Origin of the sequence: Rhizobium sp. AN6A, from assembly GCF_900215635.1 — a bacterium.
Classification (GTDB): Bacteria; Pseudomonadota; Alphaproteobacteria; order Rhizobiales; family Rhizobiaceae; genus Agrobacterium; species Agrobacterium tumefaciens.
Genome location: NZ_OCNC01000004.1, coordinates 253,733 through 274,311, shown reverse-complemented (window position 1 = coordinate 274,311; position 20,579 = coordinate 253,733). Strand labels below are relative to the sequence as shown.

Here is a 20,579-nt window from a genome sequence, read left to right as displayed (position 1 = left end):
TAGTTTTTTTAAATTTTTGGTTTGCTGACGAAGTTTTCCGTCCGCCACTCCGTCTTCCTCGGGCTTGTCTCGAGGACATGCAACCGACTGATTTTGTAGACGTGTTTAGATCCTCGGGACAAGCCCAAGGATGACGTCGAGTCTGGACATGTGTCGGTCAGCAGGGCTAGGAGCTTACACCCTCTCCGTATCACCGACCAACAGCCCGATACCCGCCATCAGCGCATCCTCGTCGTACGGCTTCCTGATGACAGGCACGTTGCCGAAGTCGTCAGGCACCATGCTGGCATCGGCATAGCCGGTGGCGAACAGGAAGGGGATGCCGCGGCGGTGAAGCTCGCGTGCGACGGCGATGGAGGTGTCGGAACCGAGATTGATGTCGAGGATAGCCACATCCGGCACGTAGCTCTTCAGCTTCTCGATGGCCATTGCCGAGGAGGTCGCGGTTTCGATTGTCTTGATGCCGTTGTCTTCCAGCATGTTCTCCACATCCATGGCAATCAGCATCTGGTCTTCTACGAGCAATATTTTCAACGTTTCCTCCCGGTTTGACCGTCTGGGTTGCGGCATGGTGTCATCCTCCGTCTTCGTTTCGGAAGCTGTCGTGACTGCTGAGATATGGCGGGAGGGCAGGAGAATTTCCGCCTCCAGCCCATCAGGCAAATACCGGATGGTGCTGCGTCCGCCCAGATCGTAGGGGATGCTGCGGCTGATGAGCGCCGTGCCGAAACCGGAGCGTGATGGTGTGGGCAGTTTGGTAGGCAGAGTTTCGCGCCAATGTATCAGGCAATCGCGGTTTTCGTCGACTTCCCAGCGCAGATCCAGTTTTCCGCCGGTCTGCGCAAGCGCGCCGTATTTGGCAGCATTCGTCGCCAGTTCATGCAGTACGAGGGCCATGACGGAAAATGCGCGCGAATCGAGCGTGACCTGTGGTCCGGCGAGATCAACAATTGCCTCGGGTGAACGGTGCGGCGACAATTCGGCGTCCAGCAGGTCGCGCAACGAGCCGCCGCCTTCACCGCGAATGATCTGGTCATGGGCAAAGGACAATGCCTGGATACGACCCTTCAGCGCACTGACATATTCCTGCAGGGTTTTACCCTCTTGCGAGGGATTGCCGACCAGCGATTTGATAATGGCGAGAACGTTCTTGACGCGGTGGTTGAGTTCCTCGTTCAGCATGCGCTGGCGCACTTCCGCGCGCTCTCTTTCGCCCGCCATCAGCTCGCTGTGATGGAATGCGACCTCGACCAACGCTATTCTTGCGGCTTCGGCAATTTCCCGGTCAGCATCGGACCATGGCTGCGCCTGTAGGCGCACGGTCTCCTTCCAGATCGCGAAGCTCTTGCGTGGGGTGAGACGATCGCCAAGCGGACCGGTCTCGTAGGATTTTTCCGGGTTGCCGGCCCAGTTGAGGTTCTGCACGATCTCCCTGCGGAAAAACAGCAGATAGTCGTTTTTGACCTGCGACAGCGGAATGGCGAGCATTCCGGCTGCGGTATCTGCATAAATCTCCGCTTCCGGTATGGCTTGCGAGATGGCATGGGTTGCCCAGACCCTTCCCTCACTGACAGAGGTTACGAAGCGCGCCAGCCTTGGAATGGCATCCGCCGGCGGCGTTGCGCCGTGGCCGTGCCAGTTGTTTTCCACCCAAAGCCCGACGCCGTCGCATGGCATCAGATCGGCAAAATCCTGGAAACTGTCGATCAGCAGTTCCTCGATGTGCGCGTGATGGGCGGCAAGCCGCAGGAAGCGGTCGAGAGCGGCATGGGCGTGGTTGACGGTATCGAGTTTGCGCTTCTGCTTAAGGACCTGCAAATGCATGGAGAAAAACTCTCCAAACATTTCTGCGGCGATCCTGACCGACATCGTCAGAACGCGTGGCGAATAATGGTGGCAGGCGATAAGGCCCCAGAGGGTGCCATCGACGATCACCGAAATCGACATGGAGGCAGCAACGCCCATATTGCGAAGATATTCGCAATGGATGGGAGAAACGCTGCGCAAATGCGCGAATGACAGATCGAGCGGTTCGCCAGACACATCGATGGCGGGCAATACGGGAACTCGTATTCCGCTGGCGTCGGAGATGATGCGCAGTGTGTTTTTCAGATAGAGCGTGCGGGCCTGCTGCGGTATGTCGCTTGCCGGAAAATATTGTCCGAGAAAGCTTTCCAGTTCCGGCTGCTTTGCCTCCGACACGACCTTGCCTGCACCGTCATCCTCGAAACGGTAGATCATCACCCGATCGTAACCCAAGGTGGCCTTTACCAGCCGGGTTGTTCTCGAAATCAGGCTTTCTACCGTGTCCGCCTCGCGGATGCGGTCCACCATCTTGCGTGCGGTGCCAAGCGGCTGGGTCTCGCTCCCTGACGGTTCGAATTCGATGATCGTCGTGGATTTATAGCGGTGGACCGCAATATCGAAGCTGCGACCATCGCGCAGTTCCATATTGGGCAGCATGGCAGGGCGGGTGGTTCTTCCGGTTACAGTGAGTGCGTTGCGAAGGTCGTGGACAAGATCTTTACCAAGCACCTCTTCGGCGGTCCTGCCGTTGATATCGCCATCGACGCGCAAAATCTCGCGACAGTTTTCCGAATGCCGCAGGACCATGCGCATGGCGTTGTCGCAAGCAATCAGGCAGCCGTGCGATTGAATATAACCTGGAATGTGGATGGGCTCGCGGTCGCAATTGGTCAGGTCGACATTATAGTCAGTGGATGCCATGAATCTATCTCTCGCACCCTCTGCCTGTCTTGCACTGAAAATAGTTTAGTCGTCCGCAGACGGGAAAGCGTGAATGGTTCATTCTGATAGTGCCAATCCTTCCCCGTTTTTTGCAACCGTGACGCCGGTATTCCGCTCTATTAAAGGCAGCCGCCATGTCATGGAAGCACGCCTTTTCGCCATCGGTTACAATTCGACACGGTCCAACGTTTGCAGTGCCTAATTTGTTCCGAATTATCTAAAGGAAATAACGTGCCGCAGAAGAAAATGACCATTACCACCACCCACGGGCAGGGCCTCTACGAATTTACGTCCGAGGCCGAGCGCTTTGTGAAGGAGGCAGGCGTGGACGAAGGCCTTTTGACCGTCTTCGTCAGGCACACATCCTGCTCCCTGCTTATCCAGGAAAATGCCGATCCGGATGTTCGGCGCGATCTGGCGGTATTTTTTTCCCGCCTCGTGCCACCTTCCGACGATGTCTCCATGCGCTGGGTCGTCCACACGCTCGAAGGCCCTGATGACATGCCTGCTCACATCAAATCGGCCCTGACCGCGGTTTCCATCGGAGTGCCGATCAGCGATGGCAGGCTTACCCTTGGCACATGGCAGGGCCTTTATCTTTTCGAACATCGCGACCGGCCGCACCGCCGTGAAATCGTTCTGCATATCTCCCCATGATTCCCGTCAAAAGCCCCGCCTTTTCCTGTCGTTTTCCCGTTAATGTCTCTGAACGTCTGCTGAACATGCGGTTCTGTCGGCGTTCAGGCGGGCGGGTCTAGGGTCTCGTCAATCGCCGGGGGACGTCCCCTGCCGGCGCAGAAACAAACGGAGTGAGTTCATGTTCAGCACCTTCGCAAAAGCCGGCCTGGCTGCCCTCATCGCAATTGGCGGAATTTCCGTCACCGCTCCAGCTGCTTCGGCTGGCCCGGATGTTCAGCTCAGAGTTCAGGTTCAGGATGGATACGGCCATGACAGAGGTCGCGGCCCGGGCTGGGATCGTCCCGATCGTCCTGGTCCGGGTTGGGGCCGTCCTGACCGCCCGCGTTACGGTTGCTCACCGCGGCTTGCGGAAGAAAAGGCTAGCCGCATGGGTCTTCGCCGCGCGCGCGTTGTCGATGTATCGCCGCGCCGTGTCGTAGTTGCAGGCTTTGACCGTCGCGGCCCTGACCGCGTCTTCTTCGCCAATGAGCGTGGTTGCCCGGTGATCCGTCGCTAAACGGCTGATATTGATCCGCGGAAATCCCCCGCCCTTCGCGCGGATCAAAAAAATGCCCCTCGCTTGTCATGACAGGCGGGGGGCGTTTCTTTTTGTGGCCTCTCGGGTGGCGTTGCGCGCAGCCGTTCGGCAAATGCGGGCGGCGGGCAATGCCGCCGCTACGACTGTTTTATTCGCCCAGGGCGAAGGTGACGTTGACCACCACGCTGTAGCTGTTCTCACCCGAAGCGATCGGCACGCTGTCGGCCTCCTTCGCCATCGAAGCGCGCATCATGGTCTGCGGCACCGGCATGGGGCGCTGCATGTTCTCGCTGATCTGGATCACGCGTCCAAGCTTCACGCCCGCCGCTTCCGTTAGCGTTTTCGCCTTGGCCAGCGCATCGGCAACCGCCTGCTTGCGGGCCTCGGTCACGGTTGCTTCCGGCTTGTCATTGGTAAAGGTGATATCGCCGCCCTGGTTGATACCGAGCTTGACGGAGGTATCGAGTATCTCGCCCAGCTTCTTCAGGTCGCGTACGCGCACGGTCAGTCCGTTGGAAACCTGATAGCCGGTAATTTCCGGTGCGACGTAAACGCCGTCTTTGGGCTCATAATGCTTGTAAAGCGGCTGCACGGAGAAATTGCTCGTCTGCAGGTCGCGGTCTTCGATGGCGGACGCCTTCAGCGATTTCAGAACCTCGGCGAGCGCCTTGGAATTCTCTGTCAGAGCCGCGGCCGCCGTTTCCGCCTGCTTGACGACACTGAAGGACAGGATCGCCATATCGGGCGCGATTGCCGACTGGCCTTCGCCGGAAACACTGATGGTTGCTTCGCGCGGGGTGGCATCCTGCGCAAGAACATTACCGGCAAGCGGCATCATTGCTGCTGCGGTCAATGCACTAAGTGCGAAAAGGCGGGCCTTTGTCGTCGTCATGGTGTTTCCTCGTTGATTGTGTCCCTTTGCAGGGTATTGCCTTAGATTGTGAAGCTAATACGGCAACGGCAGCTTGCGATAGCATCAATGGCTTGTCGGGCCGTAAAAATTACGTTAGAGCGTGACCCACCGGATTCGAACCATTGCGAAGCCGGTGTTTCGGATAATTTTTCCGAAAGGGCCTGTAGCTCAATGGTTAGAGCCGGCGGCTCATAACCGCTTGGTTGGGAGTTCGAGTCTCTCCGGGCCCACCATTTTCCTTATATTTTGAACGAGTTGGTGCGATTCCGCATAGCAAATCGATACATCGTCGATCATTGCGCATTCTTTGGTTTTTGCTCATCCAACAAAAAATCCGACCAGCCATTCAGACTGATCGGATTGTTCATTACGGATTTTCAGCTATGGGGTCAGTCGCAGACCCGCATGCTCTCAGTGTGCCAGCCGCCATCATAGGAATTGGGAACGCGGCGGTCTTCGAACCAGCAGCGTGGGCGGGGCGGCGGTGGTGGCTCGTAGTAGCGGGGACCGCTGTTGCCGCCGTTGGCGATTGCGCCGCCGATCAGGCCGCCGATGACGCCTGCGGCCAGTCCGCCGGCAATCGCGGCACCATCATTGTGGCGGCGGTGTTCGCGATAGGGCGGTGGGGGCGGGCCGCCACGGTCGTAGCGCGGACGATAGGGATAGTCCTGCGCGGCAGCGGTGCCGTAGGACGCGAAGACGCTGCCGGTGGCAACCAGCGCGGCAAGGGTTGTAAGAATGATCTTTTTCATCGAGGGCTACTCCATAAGCCTGCTTCGGGAGATAGAGGCTCATTATGCCCGCATGATGGCACGGGCCGGCTGAACGGTCCGTGAATATCTCATTTTTGCGATGTTCACATTTTCCACGTTTTAAGAGTCTCAGGGCGCAGCTGGTGCGGCCTTTCGACAAAGAAAAAGCCCGGCACTTGGCCGGGCTCTTTTGCTGACGTTTGTCGACGCTATCAGAACTTCACACCAAGGCCGACCTTGACGGTGCTCTGGTCGAAATCGGTGTTGACGCCGAAGATGTCCTTGTCGCCATAGTCATTGTAGCGATATTCAATCCTGCCGAATACATTGTCGGTGAAGGCATAGTCCAGGCCAGCGCCGACGGTGTAACCGTTGAACGTGGTGCTATCCTTGCCGGCGCCAGGCGTTTCGATAAAGCCGCGCGTCGCTGTCCAGCCGGCGGTACCATAGATCAAGGCACGGTCGAAAGCGTAACCGACACGGCCACGAACGGAGCCCTGCCAGTCGGTGCCGATGTTCACGCCGGCATAGTCATTGTCGTTCCAGTTATAATCGACATCGCCTTCGATACCGAGGACGAAATTATTGTCGAACTGGTAATTGTAACCGGCAAAAGCGCCCAGAATGCCGCCATCGAAACTATCCGACGCGACGGGGCCGCCAGCCGAAAAATCGCCGTTCGCCCAGCCTGCGCCGCCTTGAATACCAAGATAGGGACCAGACCAGGTAAATACCGGCAGGGTTTCCTGCGCGACCGGAGGCGCCGGTGTTTCGTAGACGGCATCCGCAGCCATCGCGGTGCTGGCCGACAGGACCAAGAGTGACGTTACGATCAGCGTTTTCATCGTTTTTCTCCCTGAGCTGATTGACTTATATAACATATATTAGGTGCATTTAATATGGGTTGGAGATCGGTGGTTCCAAGGGGCAGATTGTTCCCTCGAGTTGCCGGCCTTTCTTGCCCAAATCGCGACGTTTTTTACCGCCCCGTCATGCTGTTCTGATGCGGCGAACGCCTTCAACGGCGTTTGGTTCCTTTCGCCGCCTTGTCAATGCGACGGGAGCGGGGTCACGCTTGGTTGTCTTGACAGCGGGGGGCACGACCATAGAGTTGTGCCGGTCTGCGGCAATGCCGGTGCTTCGGCACCTGGATAGGGCTGATGTTGCGGGCAGGAATGGGCAAGGGAGGACAGTATCGCATGCGGGTTAGTTTTCATGGGGGAGGGGCGACGTGATTGTCGGAGCCGTTCTCAGTGCCATTCTTCTTCTCACCCTCATCGCGTTTCCGCGGCATCTCAAACCGGTTGTCATCTGCCTGCTGTTGATCTGGGGAACCACCGCCGCCTTTGTCATTTACGACTGGCAGCGCGGTAGCCAGCGGCTCGACCATGTCATTGCGACGGCTAGCTTCGATGCGGCGTGCACGGATGCGGCATTGCCGATCCGCGTCAGCTTCCGCAACGACAACAATGTTGCCGTGCAGCGCCTGACCTATACGCTTGAAGGGTTCGAGCCTGCCTTCCGCGCCTCGGTCGCCTTCGATCCCTATCAGGTGAGTGAAAGGCGGATCGAGGCCGGGGAGACCTTTGCCGCGTGCCGCTCTTTCCGACTGCGCAACAATGAAACGGTAGATCCGCAACGGCTGGAATGGCGCGTCACCATCGTTTCTGCGGAGTTCGATTGAACGGCTGTCGCTGCTTGCGACCCTCACGGTTTTTTGAACATTTTCGTGCTGTCGCCTGAACCCCTTGTGTTGCAAGGGGTTCGTAAAGGTGCCCGCGTCGTTGCCGGCCACGCCGAGGCCGCTTTCGCCGTTGCGGGACTTGTTTTCGCCGATTTGCAATGCCACCTGCCCACCCGTCCGATGAATGTTGCGGGTTTAGGTTTTGCGTATAGTTCTGAAGTTTCTGAAAATTGCCGCCATTGGCCTGGTGGCTCTGCCGGTTCTGGCCGGCGCGCATATGGGCATCGGCCAGTTGACCGGAAATTTTCACGAGGTCATTCCCGGCGAACTTTATCGTTCGGCCCAGCCGAGCGGCAAGGACATCACGGCCTATGCCAAGGCCTATGGCATCAAGACGATCATCAATCTGCGCGATGAAAAGCGTGAAGGCTGGTATGACGCCGAAAGCCAGGCAGCGAAAAACAACGGCGTCCGGCTGGTCGATTATCCGCTGAGTTCAAGCGAGAAGGTCTCGGTGGAGGAAGCGGAAATGCTGGTCGCCGTGCTGCGCAACGCTGAAAAGCCGATCCTCATTCATTGCGAACACGGCGCCAACCGAACCGGGCTCGCCTCCGCGATCTATGTGAGCGCCGTTGCCGGCAAAAGCGAGGCTGCCGCCGAGTTCCAGCTTTCACCCTATTACGGACATGTGCCGATCCCGGGTATCGGCCGCTATGAAATGTACCAGTCCTGGGATGATTTCGAGGAAACTATCGGATTTTGAGGCGCCTCGATATGCCGCCACCCCGGATTTGATCCGGGGTCCAGCATGATCACGTCCGGCATGACGAAGAGAGTGTCAGGGTGCTTCATTCTTGCAGCGGCCTCAATAGGAGCCGCCGCCTTCCTTGATCACTTTCGTCAAACTTCCCGTTGCCGGAAATAGCGGGATCAGGCAGGCCTGAAGCGCATGGTAGATGTCGCCCTTGCCGGGGAAAAGCGTCTTGGCTGGAACCAGATTTTCCGTCAGCTCCTCGTGCCAGCCGCCATTGGCGTGGTCGATGAAATTGTTGGCGATCGTGCTCCAGATGCGGCGGTAGCTATCTTCGTAGAATTCGTCCGCCGGCAGATTTTCGTTGAGGAAGTGGGCTGCACCAGCCGCCTCGCACATGGGCCACCAGAGCTTTGCCGTCTTGTCGGGATTGTCGTGCCAGTCGAGCGTATAAAAGAAGCCGCCCTTTTCGCGGTCCCAGCCAAGCGCCATGGATTGCACGAAGAGCGATTTTGCCGCCACCGGCATCCAGTCGTGGCGGCGTTCGCCCAGCACCCACAATTGCAGGATGAGGCGCGCCCATTCCAGCCAGTGGCCGGGAGTGGAGCCGGAGGGGCGGAACATTTCGTTGCCACGATACTGCTTGTCGAGCGTCCAGTTCTCGTCAAAATGCTCCGGCACGCGGAAATCCAGCTCACCGGCGCGGCGGCGGATGACGAGATCGGCGATGCGTTCGGCCTTTGTCAGGTAATTGCTGTCGCCGGTCGCCTCATAGGCGGCCATCAGCGCTTCGGTCAGATGCATGTTGGAATTCTGGCCGCGATAATTGTCGATGGGTGACCAGTCGCGGTTGAATTCCTCGGCGATAGCGCCGTGTTTTTCTTCCCAGAAACGGGTTTCCAGAACCTCCGTGATGTCGGCCAACATCTTGTCAGCAAGCGGGTGGCCGACAGTTTTGGCGGAGGAGGCGGCCAGAAGCACGAAGGCGTGGCCATAACCCTGTTTGGTGGCGTCCACCGGGCCGCCATCGTTGACTTGCCAGAAATAACCGCCGTGCTCGCTGTCACGATGATTGTTCCAGAGGTAGGTCATGCCGTGGTCGACGATATCGCCGCAGCCCGGCCGTCCGAGCAGATGGCCGATGGAGAAGCAATGCACCATGCGTGCCGAGGCATGGATGCCGCGCACGGGATCGTTTTTCTGCAGCGGCGCACCCTTGGCGTCGAGATCGAAGAAGCCGCCGGCCGGATTGACGGCGCGGTACTGGAAGAAGTCGAAAAGCCCATCGGCCTGTTTGACCAGCCACTGGCGATGCCATGGCAAGGTGTTCCAGTTCCGGTTGTTGTGGTCGTCCTCGGGCATTTCGTCCTCCATACGGTTTGCTGCTTCGGCTTATATCCTTGCCGCATAAACCTGTCATCTGTCAGTGAAATTTCGTAGTCTGCCGCAACGACGCAAAGCCATACCTATACCTTGAAGATATATTGACATAAACATATCTTTATGTGACTTGACGGCTTGCGATCTTGCAAATCGAAATGAGGAGTGCGCCCGTGTTTGACGATCTGTTCGGCCCTGAAGGGGCAAAGCGCGACGGCGCGGAAATTTTGCGCGCGCTGCGCCAGGCCGCCAGCGAACGTATCCTCATTCTCGATGGCGCGATGGGCACGCAGATTCAAGGGCTGGGTTTTGATGAAGATCATTTTCGCGGTGATCGTTTCATCGGCTGCGCCTGTCACCAGCAGGGAAATAACGACCTTCTGATCCTGACCCAGCCGGATGCCATCGAAGAAATCCATTATCGCTATGCGATGGCGGGCGCGGATATTCTCGAAACCAACACGTTTTCGTCGACGCGCATCGCGCAGGCGGACTACGAGATGGAAAACGCCGTCTACGATCTCAACCGCGAAGGGGCGCAGATCGTCCGCCGTGCTGCCCAGCGGGCTGAGCGCGAAGATGGCCGCCGCCGTTTCGTTGCGGGCGCTATCGGTCCGACCAACCGCACCGCCTCGATTTCGCCTGATGTCAACAATCCTGGCTACCGTGCCGTCAGTTTCGACGATCTGCGCATCGCCTATGGCGAGCAGATCGACGGTCTGATCGATGGCGGCGCGGATATCATTCTGATCGAGACGATCTTCGATACGCTGAACGCCAAGGCTGCGATCTTCGCCTGCGAGGAGCGCTTCGAGGCCAAGGGCATACGTCTGCCGGTGATGATATCAGGCACGATCACCGACCTTTCCGGCCGCACGCTGTCCGGCCAGACGCCGTCTGCTTTCTGGAACTCGGTGCGACACGCCAACCCCTTCACCATCGGCCTCAACTGCGCTCTTGGTGCAGATGCCATGCGTCCGCATCTGCAGGAGCTTTCGGATGTGGCCGACACCTTCGTCTGCGCCTATCCGAATGCCGGCCTGCCGAACGAATTCGGGCAATATGACGAAACGCCCGAGATGATGGCGCGCCAGGTGCAAGGTTTCGCACGCGACGGTCTCGTCAACATCGTCGGCGGTTGCTGTGGCTCGACGCCCGAGCATATCCGGGCGATTGCCGAAGCCGTCAAGGATTACAAGCCGCGCCCCATTCCCGAGCACAAGCCTTTCATGTCGCTTTCGGGTCTCGAACCCTTCGTGCTGACCAAGGACATTCCCTTCGTCAACGTGGGCGAACGTACCAACGTCACCGGCTCGGCCCGCTTTCGCAAGCTCATCACCGCCGGCGATTACACGGCGGCGCTCGCTGTTGCCCGCGATCAGGTGGAAAACGGTGCGCAGATCATCGACATCAACATGGATGAGGGTCTGATCGACTCGCAAAAGGCGATGGTGGAATTCCTGAACCTCATTGCCGCCGAGCCTGATATTGCCCGCGTGCCTGTGATGATCGACTCATCCAAGTTCGAGATCATCGAAGCCGGTCTGAAATGCGTGCAGGGCAAATCGATCGTCAATTCGATTTCGCTGAAGGAAGGCGAGGAGAAATTTCTCCAGCAGGCGCGGCTCGTCCACAATTACGGTGCTGCGGTCGTGGTCATGGCCTTTGACGAGGTCGGGCAGGCGGATACCTATCAGCGCAAGGTGGAGATCTGCACGCGCGCCTACAAGCTTTTGACCGAGAAGGCGGGCCTGTCGCCGGAAGACATTATCTTCGATCCAAACGTGTTTGCGGTGGCCACGGGTATCGAGGAGCACAATAATTACGGCGTGGACTTCATTGAAGCCACCAAGACCATCCGCGAAACCATGCCGCTCACGCATATTTCCGGTGGCGTTTCCAACCTGTCCTTCTCCTTCCGCGGCAATGAGCCGGTGCGTGAGGCGATGCATGCCGTGTTCCTCTATCACGCCATCCAGGTCGGCATGGATATGGGCATCGTCAATGCCGGGCAGCTTGCGGTTTACGACAACATCGATGCGGAACTGCGCGAGGCCTGCGAAGATGTGGTGCTGAACCGCCGCGATGATGCGACGGAGCGGCTGCTTGACGTGGCGGAGCGTTTCCGCGGCACGGGTGAAAAACAGGCGAAGGTGCAGGATCTTTCCTGGCGCGAGCTTTCAGTCGAAAAGCGGCTGCAACACGCGCTGGTCAACGGCATTACCGAATTCATCGAAGCCGATACGGAAGAGGCGCGCCAGCAGGCCGCCCGCCCGCTGCATGTCATCGAAGGGCCGCTGATGGCCGGCATGAACGTGGTCGGTGACCTGTTCGGCTCTGGCAAGATGTTTCTGCCGCAGGTGGTGAAATCCGCCCGCGTGATGAAGCAGGCCGTCGCCGTGCTGCTTCCTTACATGGAAGAGGAAAAGCGCCTGAACGGCGGCGAGCAGAACAAGGCCGCCGGCAAGGTGCTGATGGCGACCGTGAAGGGTGACGTGCACGATATCGGCAAGAATATCGTCGGCGTCGTTCTTGCCTGCAACAATTACGAGATCATCGATCTCGGCGTGATGGTGCCGACGACAAAAATCCTTGAAACGGCGATTGCCGAAAAGGTCGATGTGATCGGTCTTTCCGGTCTCATCACGCCATCGCTTGATGAAATGGTGCATGTGGCGGCGGAAATGGAGCGGCAGGGTTTCAACATCCCGCTGCTGATCGGCGGCGCGACGACGAGCCGCGTGCATACGGCGGTGAAAATCCATCCGCGTTACGAACAGGGTCAGGCAATCTATGTCACCGATGCCTCGCGCGCGGTGGGCGTCGTTTCCGCACTTCTCTCCGCCGAGCAGAAGCCAGCCTATATCGACGGCATCCGGGCTGAATATGCCAAGGTGGCGGAGGCGCACGCCCGCAATGAGCGCGAAAAGCAGCGTCTGCCGCTTTCCCGCGCCCGCGAGAATGCGCACAAGATCGACTGGTCGACCTATAGTGTCGTGAAGCCGCAATTCTTCGGCACCAAGGTGTTCGAGACCTATGACCTTGAGGAGCTGTCGCGTTACATCGACTGGACGCCGTTCTTCCAGACCTGGGAGCTGAAGGGTCGCTATCCCGCTATCCTTGAAGACGAGAAGCAGGGTGAGGCTGCGCGGCAGCTTTATGCCGATGCGCAGGCGATGCTGAAGAAGATCATCGAGGAAAAATGGTTCCGGCCGCGGGCTGTTATCGGCTTCTGGCCCGCCAATGCGGTGGGCGACGACATCAGGCTGTTCACGGATGAAAACCGCTCCGAAGAGCTGGCGACCTTCTTCACGCTGCGCCAGCAGCTTTCCAAGCGTGACGGACGCCCCAATGTGGCGCTTTCCGATTTCGTCGCGCCTGTCGATAGCGGCGTTGCCGATTATGTCGGCGGCTTCGTCGTGACGGCGGGTATCGAGGAGGTGGCGATTGCTGAACGCTTCGAGCGGGCCAATGACGATTATTCGTCGATTCTCGTCAAGGCGCTGGCCGACCGTTTTGCGGAAGCCTTTGCCGAACGTATGCATGAGCGAGTGCGCAAGGAATTCTGGGGTTATGCGCCCGAAGAAGCTCTTGCCGGCGATGAGCTGATCGGCGAGGCCTATGCCGGTATCCGCCCTGCGCCCGGTTACCCGGCCCAGCCTGATCATACCGAAAAGAAAACCCTGTTCTCCCTGCTCGACGCCACCAACGCGGCGGGCGTGGAGCTGACGGAGAGTTATGCCATGTGGCCCGGCTCCTCCGTCTCCGGCCTCTATATCGGCCATCCCGAGAGCTACTATTTCGGTGTCGCCAAGGTGGAACGCGATCAGGTGCTGGACTATGCGCGTCGCAAGGACATGCCGTTGGTAGAGGTAGAGCGCTGGCTGGGACCGGTGCTCAACTACGTACCGGTAAACGGTGCCGAGGAAATCGACAGCGCGGCCTGAGGTTTCGGCCACCGTTGTCGCAATAAAAAGCGCGGGTCCTGCCCGCGCTTTTTTGTGTCGTCGTTGGGCTTACGACCTTAAGGCCGCCAGTTCCTCTATGCCGACATGGCTTTCGATCTCGCTGCCGCGCAGATAGAGGTAGGCGCCGATGCAGAAGGCGAGGGCGGCTATGAACACCAGATACCACGCATGCGCCATTGGATTGACGGCTAGCGCCATCGTTACGCCAATCGGTGTCAGCCCGCCGAAGATGGCATAGGAGACGTTGTAGGCGAAGGAGAGGCCCGAGAAGCGGACCGATGCCGGGAAGGCGCGCACCATGACATAAGGCACTGCACCCGCCATGCCGACCGACAGGCCCATGACGCCGTAAAGCACGAACATGGTTTCGAGCGATGTGCCGGCATAGCTGTAGAAAGTGAAGGTGGCGATGCCGAAGAAGATGCTGGCGGCCATGAAGAAAATGCCGGAGCCGACACGATCGATCAATGCGCCGGCGATGATGACGCCGAAGATGAGAAACAGCGTGCCGAAGCTGGTGCCTGCCAGCGCCTGCGTCGGTGTGTAGCCATAGAGCTTCTGCAGGAAGGTTGCCGTCATCAGCGTGGTAACGACGATGGCTGCGGACAGAACCCAGGTCAGCAGCGCGGAAATGATCACACCGCGCATATGGTGCTTCAGCACGAGGCCAAGCGGAAGCTTGTCCGTCAGCGACTTCGACTTTTTCATCTCCATGAAGATCGGTGTCTCTTCCAGCCAACGGCGCAGATAGACGGCAATCAGGCCGAATATGCCGCCGAGCAGGAAGGGAATGCGCCATGCATAAGCCGCCACATCTTCTGCCGAGAAGAGGGAATTGATGGCAAAGGCAATCAGCGAACCGAGCATGATGCCGAAAGAGAGGCCGGACGTCAGAAAACCGCAGGCGAGCCCGACGCGGCGAAACGGCACATGCTCCGCGACGAAGGTCCAGGCACCCGGCACTTCGCCGCCGATGGCCGCGCCCTGCAGCATGCGCAGGACGATGAGCAGGATGGGGGCCGCAACGCCGATGGTGGCATAGGTCGGCATCAGCGCCATACCGAGGGTCGAAAGCGCCATCAGCAGTATGGAGAAGGCGAAGACGCGTTTGCGGCCATAACGATCGCCATAATGCGCGAGAACGATGCCGCCCAGCGGCCGCACCAGATAACCGGCGGCGAAGATACCGAAGGTCTGGATCATCACCAGCCAATCGGGCATTTCCGGCGGGAAGAACAGATGGCCGATGACGGTGGCGAAAAACACGAAAATGATGAAATCGTAGAACTCCAGCGCGCCGCCGAGGGCCGAAAGGCCGAGAGTTCTGTAGTCCTGCCTGTTCAGGGGCCGGGCAGCTGCCGGTGTGGTGGTGGGAGACATAAGCCTGCTTCTTTTTCTAATTCACATGTTGCTAATGGGCATGCGGCAAGCGATGCGCGATTTCAAGCCTTATCAGCTCCTAATCGCTCAGGAATTTTGATGGACGATCAAGAAAGCGCCGCAGGAAACTGATGTTTTCCAGCTCGTCATAAAGACGCCCGGTGATGCCGCTCTCGTCGAAGTAATAAATCGTCGCTTCGGGAATGGCCAACAGCACCGGCGAGTGGGTTGCGATGATCAACTGCCCGCCACTATCTGCCGTGTGACGGACGATAGCCGCAAGCTCCAGCTGCTTTTGCGGTGAAAGAGGACTTTCCGGTTCATCGAGAAAATAAAGGCCGGCGCCGTGCAGGCGCTGCTGCATGATATCGAGAAATCCCTCGCCATGCGAACGCCGGTCTATGACGTTGCTTCTGACGATATGCCTGAAAGTGTCCGGCGTTTCCTCGGGAAAATCTTCGCCTCTTTTCAGGGCTTTTTCCCGCTCCCAGCGAAAGTCATCCAGGGTCTCTTCATTCTGCTTGCGGATGTAGCCAAGCACGTCTTCGGCGCGCATGAACATGCGGATTTTCGGGTATTTCTTGCGGGCGAAATAGAATGCCTTCGCCACGGTTTCCGCATGCTGAAGATAGAGGTCGCCGGCAACCTGTCCATGATTGCCGATGGCATAGGCCGTCATTCCGGCTGCCAGCCCTTCCAGCAGCGTGGATTTGCCGGAGCCGTTATTGCCCGCGAAAAAGGTGATCGGCGTCTTGAATTCGAGGCGTTCCAGCTGGCGCAGCGCCGGAACGGTAAAGGGGTATTCGTCCCTTCGGTCCGGAGTTTCCTTCATGGTCACGCTGTCGAGAAACAGCATTTTCAATCCTCTTTATCGATGCTTCTTTTTCTGTGTGTCCGTTTCCGGCGGAAGAGGAGTATATTATATTGGTGTATATTATAAGTATCAAAATCACATCTGTGTATTTTTACAGTAATTAAATGAGTAATCATCGGTTAAATTTTATATTAAGGCGATTGTATAAATATATCCCGATATTTTTGTATTGCGGGGAAGATATGAATCAGATTACGCTGGTTTACGTCGCCATGATATTTTTATTCGCGTCTGCTGTGGATGCCGATGCCAAGCGTTTTCGGTTTTTTGCGGCGCCTGGCTTCAGTCGCGGTGAGACGATCGACAGGGTTTACGATTTGCCCGATCAAACGACTTTCGTGCTGGAAGGGAAGTTCTTTGATCTCGGTTATCTGAACAGCAGTAGTGGCGACGCTTATGTTCTTTATAATGGCGACCAATATGTGAAGTTGGACGAGGTAGGCCTTAAGGGCATTTCCAGTATGCTTGGATTTGACCCTACCGTCGAGGACCGCAAAAAACGTGCGGCGGCTTCGGAGGCGGCTGAGCCTATAGGGAGACTGATAGGTGGGTTTGTGCTGCTCGTGGGCCTGTTCGTACTCCTGCGCAGGGGTATTCGCTGGTACTATCGGTCGGGTAGCAGAAACGCTCTTCTCGAGCGGGAAGATATCGAGGCGGTCGTCGAATTACCGGAACCCCGTCCGCCGACCATACGTCAGCAACGTACGGCAGTTACCCAGGATTATACGCCTGCTCGCAATGAGGTTGCACCGCAGACCAGAAGGCCGGAGGCCGCGCCAAATCGCGCGGGGACGGCAGCACGGCCATTCGGACGCAGGAATGCCTGATGCCGTCTAGACAAACGGCATTTTCCAGGGCGTTCCGGCTGTGACTGTTATTCGAACCGGTCGATGATGCTGATGCCACTTTCCTGGAAACGGTCCATGGCGGGCAGGGCGGTGATGGCATCGGAAAGAGTGATGTGGCGGCCGATCAGTTTTTCGGGTGCGAGCTTGCCACTCTCGATCATCGCCAGCATGTCTTCGTAGCGCCATGCCTGCATGCCATGGCTGCCGTAAATCTCCAGCTCGTGGGCAATCACCCGGGCCATGGGGATGGCTGGCATGGCGTGATCGGCCAGCATCAGCCCCACCTGAACGTGGCGCCCGCGCCGGCGCAGGTTGCTGATGGAATTGCAGCAGGTCTGCGGGTGGCCAAGCGCGTCGATAGAGACATGCGCGCCGCCGCCGGTCACTTCGCGCACCGCCTCCGTGACGTCGGCAACCGAGCGGCTGTTGATGGTGGCGGTTGCGCCGAGTTGGCGGGCAAGTTCGAGCTTGTCTTCCGCAATGTCGATGGCGACGACCTGAGCGCCGAGGCCTGCGCCAATCATGATGGCGGAGAGGCCGACGCCGCCGCAGCCATGTACCGCCAGCCACTCGCCGCCTTTCAGGCGACCCTGGTCCGTCACAGCCCGGAAGGACGTGGCGAAACGGCAGCCGAGACCGGCGGCAGTGGCGTAGCTCATCGTATCAGGCAGATGCACAAGGTTCTGGTCCGCGTAATCGATGGCGACATATTCGGCGAAGGAACCCCAATGGGTGAAGCCGGGCTGGAACTGCGTCTCACACACCTGTTGATTGCCGGAGCGGCATTCATGGCAACGGCCGCAGCCGGAAACGAAGGGAACGGTGACACGGTCGCCTGTCTTGAACCTGATAACGTTCTTTCCGACCGCAGCGATAACGCCAGCGAATTCGTGGCCGGGGACATGCGGCAGGCGAATATCCGTATCATGGCCCATCCAGCCATGCCAGTCGCTGCGGCAGAGGCCAGTCGCCTTCACCTCGATAACCACGCCGCCATCGGTCGGTTCCGGATCAGGCAGGGATGCCACAATCGGGGTCTCGCCGAACAGTTCGTAAAAAAGCGCGCGCATCCTGGCCTCACATCGTCGGTAAGCAGATTTGAACTATACCTGCTCTATCTGCTTCCGACGCTGGAGAAAAGCAATTTAATCTTTGATCACCATAAGATCACCAGCCGCGAATTTAAGAGTTACTTGTTCGCCCAGGGCGGGCGGTGCGGTGCCGGGATCGTTGAACATGTCGAAAGACAAGGTCGAGCCACCGAGATCAAGACGGGTTCGGATGACCGAACCCAGGAACTGGCTTGAGGTGACGATACCGGAAATAGCCACGTCTCCCTTGGCGTCAGCGCCGAGAGCTCCTGCTTCCGGGCGCAAGGCGAGGGTGATTTTTTCACCGTTTGCAACATCGACCGGCTTGTGGAGCGTCACGTTCTGCTCCCCGACACGGATTGTGCTGGTCGAGGAATCGACGACGGTTGCGTCGATCAGGTTCAGCGTGCCGACGAAGGAGGCGACAAACCGGGTCGCGGGCTTGTTGTAGATATCGAAGGGCGAGCCGATCTGGTCGGCGCGGCCGGAATTCATGACAACGATACGGTCGGAGATCGACAGGGCCTCTTCCTGATCGTGGGTCACGAAAATCGTGGTGATGCCGAGCTTTCTCTGGATCTGGCGGATTTCTTCGCGCAGCGATACGCGAATCTTGGCATCGAGCGCGGAAAGCGGCTCGTCCAGCAGAAGCACTTCCGGCTTCGGGGCCAATGCGCGGGCAAGCGCCACACGCTGCTGCTGGCCGCCCGACATCTGATAGGGGTAACGATCCGCCAGATGTTCCAGATGGATGAGCTGGAGCATTTCCTTCACGCGGGCATCGATCTCGGCTTTCGGCTTGCCGGCGACTTTGAGCCCGAAGGCGACGTTTTCATAGACATTCATGTTGGGGAACAGCGCATAGGCCTGAAACACCATGCCGATATTGCGCTGGTTGGGTCTGAGCGTCGTCTGGTCCTTGCCGTTGATGACGATCGATCCGCCGGTTGGGATTTCGAAACCGGCGATCATGCGCAGCACGGTGGTCTTGCCGCAGCCCGATGGTCCGAGAAAGGAGACGAATTCGCCCTTTTCGATGGCCATGTTGAAATCATGGACGACCTGTACGGAGCCGAAGGATTTCTTGATATTGCTAAGTGTCAAAAAGCTCATGAAAATCTTGTCCTCAGGCCTTGGGAGGCGCGCCCTTCTGGTAGCGTGAAACGAGTTGGATCAACCCAAGGCAACCCCAGGTGATGCCGAAGGAGATCACGGCAAGTGCAGCCGGTTCATAGGCGCGGTTGGCGCCAAGCAGCTGCATATAGGGGCCAAAGGCCGGGCGGTTCAAAAGGGCGGCCATGGTGAATTCACCGATGACGATGGCGAAGGTCAAAAACGCACCTGATAGCACGGCGACCAGAACATTGGGCAGGATGATGCGCGACAGAATGGTCGTCCACCCCGCGCCAAGGCTCTGCGCCGCTTCCGTCAGCGTCGAGACGTCGATGGTTCTCAGACCAGTATCGACGGCGCGGTACATGTAGGGCAAGGCGAGCGTGGCATAACCGAACATCAAAAGCAGGTTGGTGCCGAAGGTCGTGCCGGTCAGCGGAAGCCAGCTGGAGGTGTTGTAAAGCCTGATATAACCGAACACGATGACGATGGCCGGGATGACCAGCGGCAGGAGCGTGATGAATTCGATATAGGGGCGCAGGCCCGGCAGTTTCAGGCGGACCCAATAGGCCGTGGGCACCACCAGCAGCACACCGAAAACGATGGTGAAGAGAGCCATCACCACAGAATAGCTGAAGGTTTCCTGAAAACGCGGGTCGGTGAGCACCTTGCCATAGGCGTCGAAGGAATATTCACCGCGACGCATTTTCAGCGAAAAGTTGGTCATGCCGATCAGCGGCAGGGCGAAATAGAGGAGGCCGAAGATCAGCGCGCCCCAGGCGAAGAACTTCTTCATTTGAGCCACCTTTCGCTACGGGCGCGCAGCCAGATGTAAAGCGCATTGGCAATGCCGGTGACGACGATCATGCCGAAGGCGAGAGCGTAACCCAGATGCGGATTGCCGAGAACGTCGCCGCGGATCTGCGCGAAAAGCAGGATGGGCACGATGTTGAGCGACGAGCCGGTAAGCGCGATCGCGGTGGCCACCGCACCGAAGGCATTGGCAAACAGCAGCGACATGGTGCCAAGCAACGATGGCAGGAGGATGGGGAAGGCCACCATGCGCCAATATTGTACGCCGGTCGCGCCAAGGATTTCCGCAGCTTCGCGCCACTCGCGCTTCAATCCGTCAAGCGCCGGCGTGATGATGAGGATCATCAGCGGAATCTGGAAGAACAGATAGGTAACGGTCAGGCCCCAGAAGGACAGGATGTTGAAGCCGAGGAGTCTCAGATCAATGCCGATCTGCGTCTTCAAAAACACGGTGAGGAGGCCGACCGGGCCGAGCGTGGCGATGAAGGCGAAGGCGAGCGGCACGCCGGCAAATTGCGATGCGACGCCCGAAAAGGTCAGGAGCGGTCCGCGAATGCGCTGCGGCAGACCGCCCAGAACCACGGCGGCGGCGACGGCAAAACCAATCAGGCAGCCAAGAGCCGCCGAGGCGAGGCTGATCTTGATCGAAATCCAGTAGGCCGCGAGGATGGACGAGGTGAAAAGCCCCGCGACGTTTTCGAGCGTCAGGCTGCCATCGGGACGCTGAAACGCACCGACCACGATTTTCATCGTCGGAAAAATCAGAAACAGCAGAACAAAAACAGCAAAAGGTACGACGCCTAACCAATGAAGCGGCAATTTTCTGCCCGCATCGGATGGTCCGCCGGTGTTGGTTGATGGCATGCCTGGTCCCCAAACGCCGTTTTCAAACGGTCTGTCTATAAAGTTCTTTATTATCGCACGTCCGGTTAAAACGGAATCGTCAGACGCACTTTCGATCTTTGTTTTGTGCAATTTCCGGGGGTAAAACCTACGGAGTTTTACCTGAAATGCTCTCAAAGAAGCACCCCGGCTTTTTGAAAAGCCG

The 20,579-nt window shown here is 58.2% G+C and carries 17 protein-coding genes and 1 tRNA gene; 7 read left to right on the top strand and 11 right to left on the bottom strand.

The window, feature by feature from the left end:
* Nucleotides 1-174: 174 nt before the first annotated feature.
* Entirely contained in the window at nt 175-2,727 is a 2,553-nt protein-coding gene (locus CRO62_RS13960; RefSeq protein ID WP_097100630.1) for an HWE histidine kinase domain-containing protein, read from the bottom strand.
* Nucleotides 2,728-2,979: 252 nt separating this feature from the next.
* Between CRO62_RS13960 and CRO62_RS13955 the strand changes: the two genes are divergently transcribed.
* Nucleotides 2,980-3,405 (top strand): secondary thiamine-phosphate synthase enzyme YjbQ, encoded by a 426-nt coding sequence (locus CRO62_RS13955; RefSeq protein WP_026330776.1) that lies wholly within the window; start codon nt 2,980-2,982, stop codon nt 3,403-3,405.
* Nucleotides 3,406-3,565: 160 nt separating this feature from the next.
* Nucleotides 3,566-3,943, top strand: a complete 378-nt coding sequence (locus CRO62_RS13950; RefSeq protein WP_097100629.1) for a hypothetical protein — start codon at nt 3,566-3,568, stop codon at nt 3,941-3,943.
* 169 nt (nt 3,944-4,112) lie between these two features.
* On the opposite strand, the gene CRO62_RS13945 is transcribed toward CRO62_RS13950, so the two are convergent.
* Nucleotides 4,113-4,856, bottom strand: coding sequence for an SIMPL domain-containing protein (locus CRO62_RS13945; protein WP_097100628.1), 744 nt, complete (start codon nt 4,854-4,856; stop codon nt 4,113-4,115).
* A 178-nt stretch (nt 4,857-5,034) separates the two neighbouring features.
* On the opposite strand from CRO62_RS13945, the gene CRO62_RS13940 reads away from it, so the two are divergent.
* Nucleotides 5,035-5,110 (top strand) — tRNA-Ile (locus CRO62_RS13940).
* A 156-nt stretch (nt 5,111-5,266) separates the two neighbouring features.
* Here the strand turns inward: CRO62_RS13940 and CRO62_RS13935 are convergent.
* Nucleotides 5,267-5,629, bottom strand: coding sequence for a hypothetical protein (locus tag CRO62_RS13935; RefSeq protein ID WP_003513347.1), 363 nt, complete (start codon nt 5,627-5,629; stop codon nt 5,267-5,269).
* Between the two features lie 212 nt (nt 5,630-5,841).
* Nucleotides 5,842-6,474 (bottom strand): outer membrane protein, encoded by a 633-nt coding sequence (locus CRO62_RS13930; RefSeq protein WP_097100627.1) that lies wholly within the window; start codon nt 6,472-6,474, stop codon nt 5,842-5,844.
* Nucleotides 6,475-6,860: 386 nt separating this feature from the next.
* Here CRO62_RS13930 and CRO62_RS13925 point away from each other — a divergent pair, with 386 nt between their 5' ends.
* Both CRO62_RS13925 and CRO62_RS13920 read left to right on the top strand, forming a co-directional pair.
* On the top strand, nt 6,861-7,313 hold the full coding sequence (locus CRO62_RS13925; RefSeq protein ID WP_003513344.1) for a hypothetical protein: 453 nt from the start codon (nt 6,861-6,863) through the stop codon (nt 7,311-7,313).
* A 202-nt stretch (nt 7,314-7,515) separates the two neighbouring features.
* Complete coding sequence (locus tag CRO62_RS13920) at nt 7,516-8,076, top strand: dual specificity protein phosphatase family protein (RefSeq protein WP_097100626.1); 561 nt, start codon at nt 7,516-7,518, stop codon at nt 8,074-8,076.
* 102 nt (nt 8,077-8,178) lie between these two features.
* Here the strand turns inward: CRO62_RS13920 and CRO62_RS13915 are convergent, their stop codons facing one another.
* Nucleotides 8,179-9,438, bottom strand: a complete 1,260-nt coding sequence (locus tag CRO62_RS13915) for an AGE family epimerase/isomerase (protein WP_179784523.1) — start codon at nt 9,436-9,438, stop codon at nt 8,179-8,181.
* 179 nt (nt 9,439-9,617) lie between these two features.
* Here CRO62_RS13915 and metH point away from each other — a divergent pair, with 179 nt between their 5' ends.
* Nucleotides 9,618-13,391 (top strand): methionine synthase, encoded by a 3,774-nt coding sequence (gene metH / locus CRO62_RS13910; RefSeq protein ID WP_019565253.1) that lies wholly within the window; start codon nt 9,618-9,620, stop codon nt 13,389-13,391.
* Between the two features lie 69 nt (nt 13,392-13,460).
* Here metH and CRO62_RS13905 read toward each other — a convergent pair whose 3' ends face one another.
* Together CRO62_RS13905 and CRO62_RS13900 are read right to left on the bottom strand one after the other, a co-directional pair.
* Entirely contained in the window at nt 13,461-14,792 is a 1,332-nt protein-coding gene (locus CRO62_RS13905) for an MFS transporter (protein ID WP_097100625.1), read from the bottom strand.
* A gap of 79 nt (nt 14,793-14,871) precedes the next feature.
* On the bottom strand, nt 14,872-15,648 hold the full coding sequence (locus CRO62_RS13900; RefSeq protein WP_097102995.1) for an AAA family ATPase: 777 nt from the start codon (nt 15,646-15,648) through the stop codon (nt 14,872-14,874).
* Nucleotides 15,649-15,848: 200 nt separating this feature from the next.
* On the opposite strand from CRO62_RS13900, the gene CRO62_RS13895 reads away from it, so the two are divergent.
* Nucleotides 15,849-16,493, top strand: a complete 645-nt coding sequence (locus CRO62_RS13895; protein ID WP_097100624.1) for a hypothetical protein — start codon at nt 15,849-15,851, stop codon at nt 16,491-16,493.
* A gap of 47 nt (nt 16,494-16,540) precedes the next feature.
* On the opposite strand, the gene CRO62_RS13890 is transcribed toward CRO62_RS13895, so the two are convergent.
* From CRO62_RS13890 to CRO62_RS13875, 4 genes are all read right to left on the bottom strand, one after another.
* On the bottom strand, nt 16,541-17,584 hold the full coding sequence (locus CRO62_RS13890) for a zinc-dependent alcohol dehydrogenase family protein (protein WP_097100623.1): 1,044 nt from the start codon (nt 17,582-17,584) through the stop codon (nt 16,541-16,543).
* A 75-nt stretch (nt 17,585-17,659) separates the two neighbouring features.
* Complete coding sequence (locus CRO62_RS13885) at nt 17,660-18,718, bottom strand: ABC transporter ATP-binding protein (protein WP_003513332.1); 1,059 nt, start codon at nt 18,716-18,718, stop codon at nt 17,660-17,662.
* A 13-nt stretch (nt 18,719-18,731) separates the two neighbouring features.
* Entirely contained in the window at nt 18,732-19,514 is a 783-nt protein-coding gene (locus CRO62_RS13880) for an ABC transporter permease (RefSeq protein WP_003513330.1), read from the bottom strand.
* Nucleotides 19,511-20,395 carry an ABC transporter permease gene (locus tag CRO62_RS13875; RefSeq protein ID WP_003513327.1) on the bottom strand — a complete coding sequence of 295 codons (885 nt, stop codon included), beginning with the start codon at nt 20,393-20,395 and terminating at the stop codon, nt 19,511-19,513. The genes CRO62_RS13880 and CRO62_RS13875 overlap by 4 nt, the downstream gene beginning before the upstream one ends.
* Between the last annotated feature and the right edge of the window lie 184 nt (nt 20,396-20,579).

Bases quoted from the DNA above. Each gene is read 5' to 3' on its own strand.
- CRO62_RS13915 (WP_179784523.1), bottom strand. From the start codon at position 9,438: ATGGAGGACGAAATGCCCGAGGACGACCACAACAACCGGAACTGGAAC.
- CRO62_RS13960 (WP_097100630.1), bottom strand. From the start codon at position 2,727: ATGGCATCCACTGACTATAATGTCGACCTGACCAATTGCGACCGCGAG.
- CRO62_RS13945 (WP_097100628.1), bottom strand. From the start codon at position 4,856: ATGACGACGACAAAGGCCCGCCTTTTCGCACTTAGTGCATTGACCGCA.
- CRO62_RS13890 (WP_097100623.1), bottom strand. From the start codon at position 17,584: ATGCGCGCGCTTTTTTACGAACTGTTCGGCGAGACCCCGATTGTGGCA.
- CRO62_RS13950 (WP_097100629.1), top strand. From the start codon at position 3,566: ATGTTCAGCACCTTCGCAAAAGCCGGCCTGGCTGCCCTCATCGCAATT.
- CRO62_RS13900 (WP_097102995.1), bottom strand. From the start codon at position 15,648: ATGCTGTTTCTCGACAGCGTGACCATGAAGGAAACTCCGGACCGAAGG.
- CRO62_RS13895 (WP_097100624.1), top strand. From the start codon at position 15,849: ATGAATCAGATTACGCTGGTTTACGTCGCCATGATATTTTTATTCGCG.
- CRO62_RS13930 (WP_097100627.1), bottom strand. From the start codon at position 6,474: ATGAAAACGCTGATCGTAACGTCACTCTTGGTCCTGTCGGCCAGCACC.
- CRO62_RS13880 (WP_003513330.1), bottom strand. From the start codon at position 19,514: ATGAAGAAGTTCTTCGCCTGGGGCGCGCTGATCTTCGGCCTCCTCTAT.
- CRO62_RS13935 (WP_003513347.1), bottom strand. From the start codon at position 5,629: ATGAAAAAGATCATTCTTACAACCCTTGCCGCGCTGGTTGCCACCGGC.
- CRO62_RS13875 (WP_003513327.1), bottom strand. From the start codon at position 20,395: ATGCCATCAACCAACACCGGCGGACCATCCGATGCGGGCAGAAAATTG.
- CRO62_RS13885 (WP_003513332.1), bottom strand. From the start codon at position 18,718: ATGAGCTTTTTGACACTTAGCAATATCAAGAAATCCTTCGGCTCCGTA.
- CRO62_RS13905 (WP_097100625.1), bottom strand. From the start codon at position 14,792: ATGTCTCCCACCACCACACCGGCAGCTGCCCGGCCCCTGAACAGGCAG.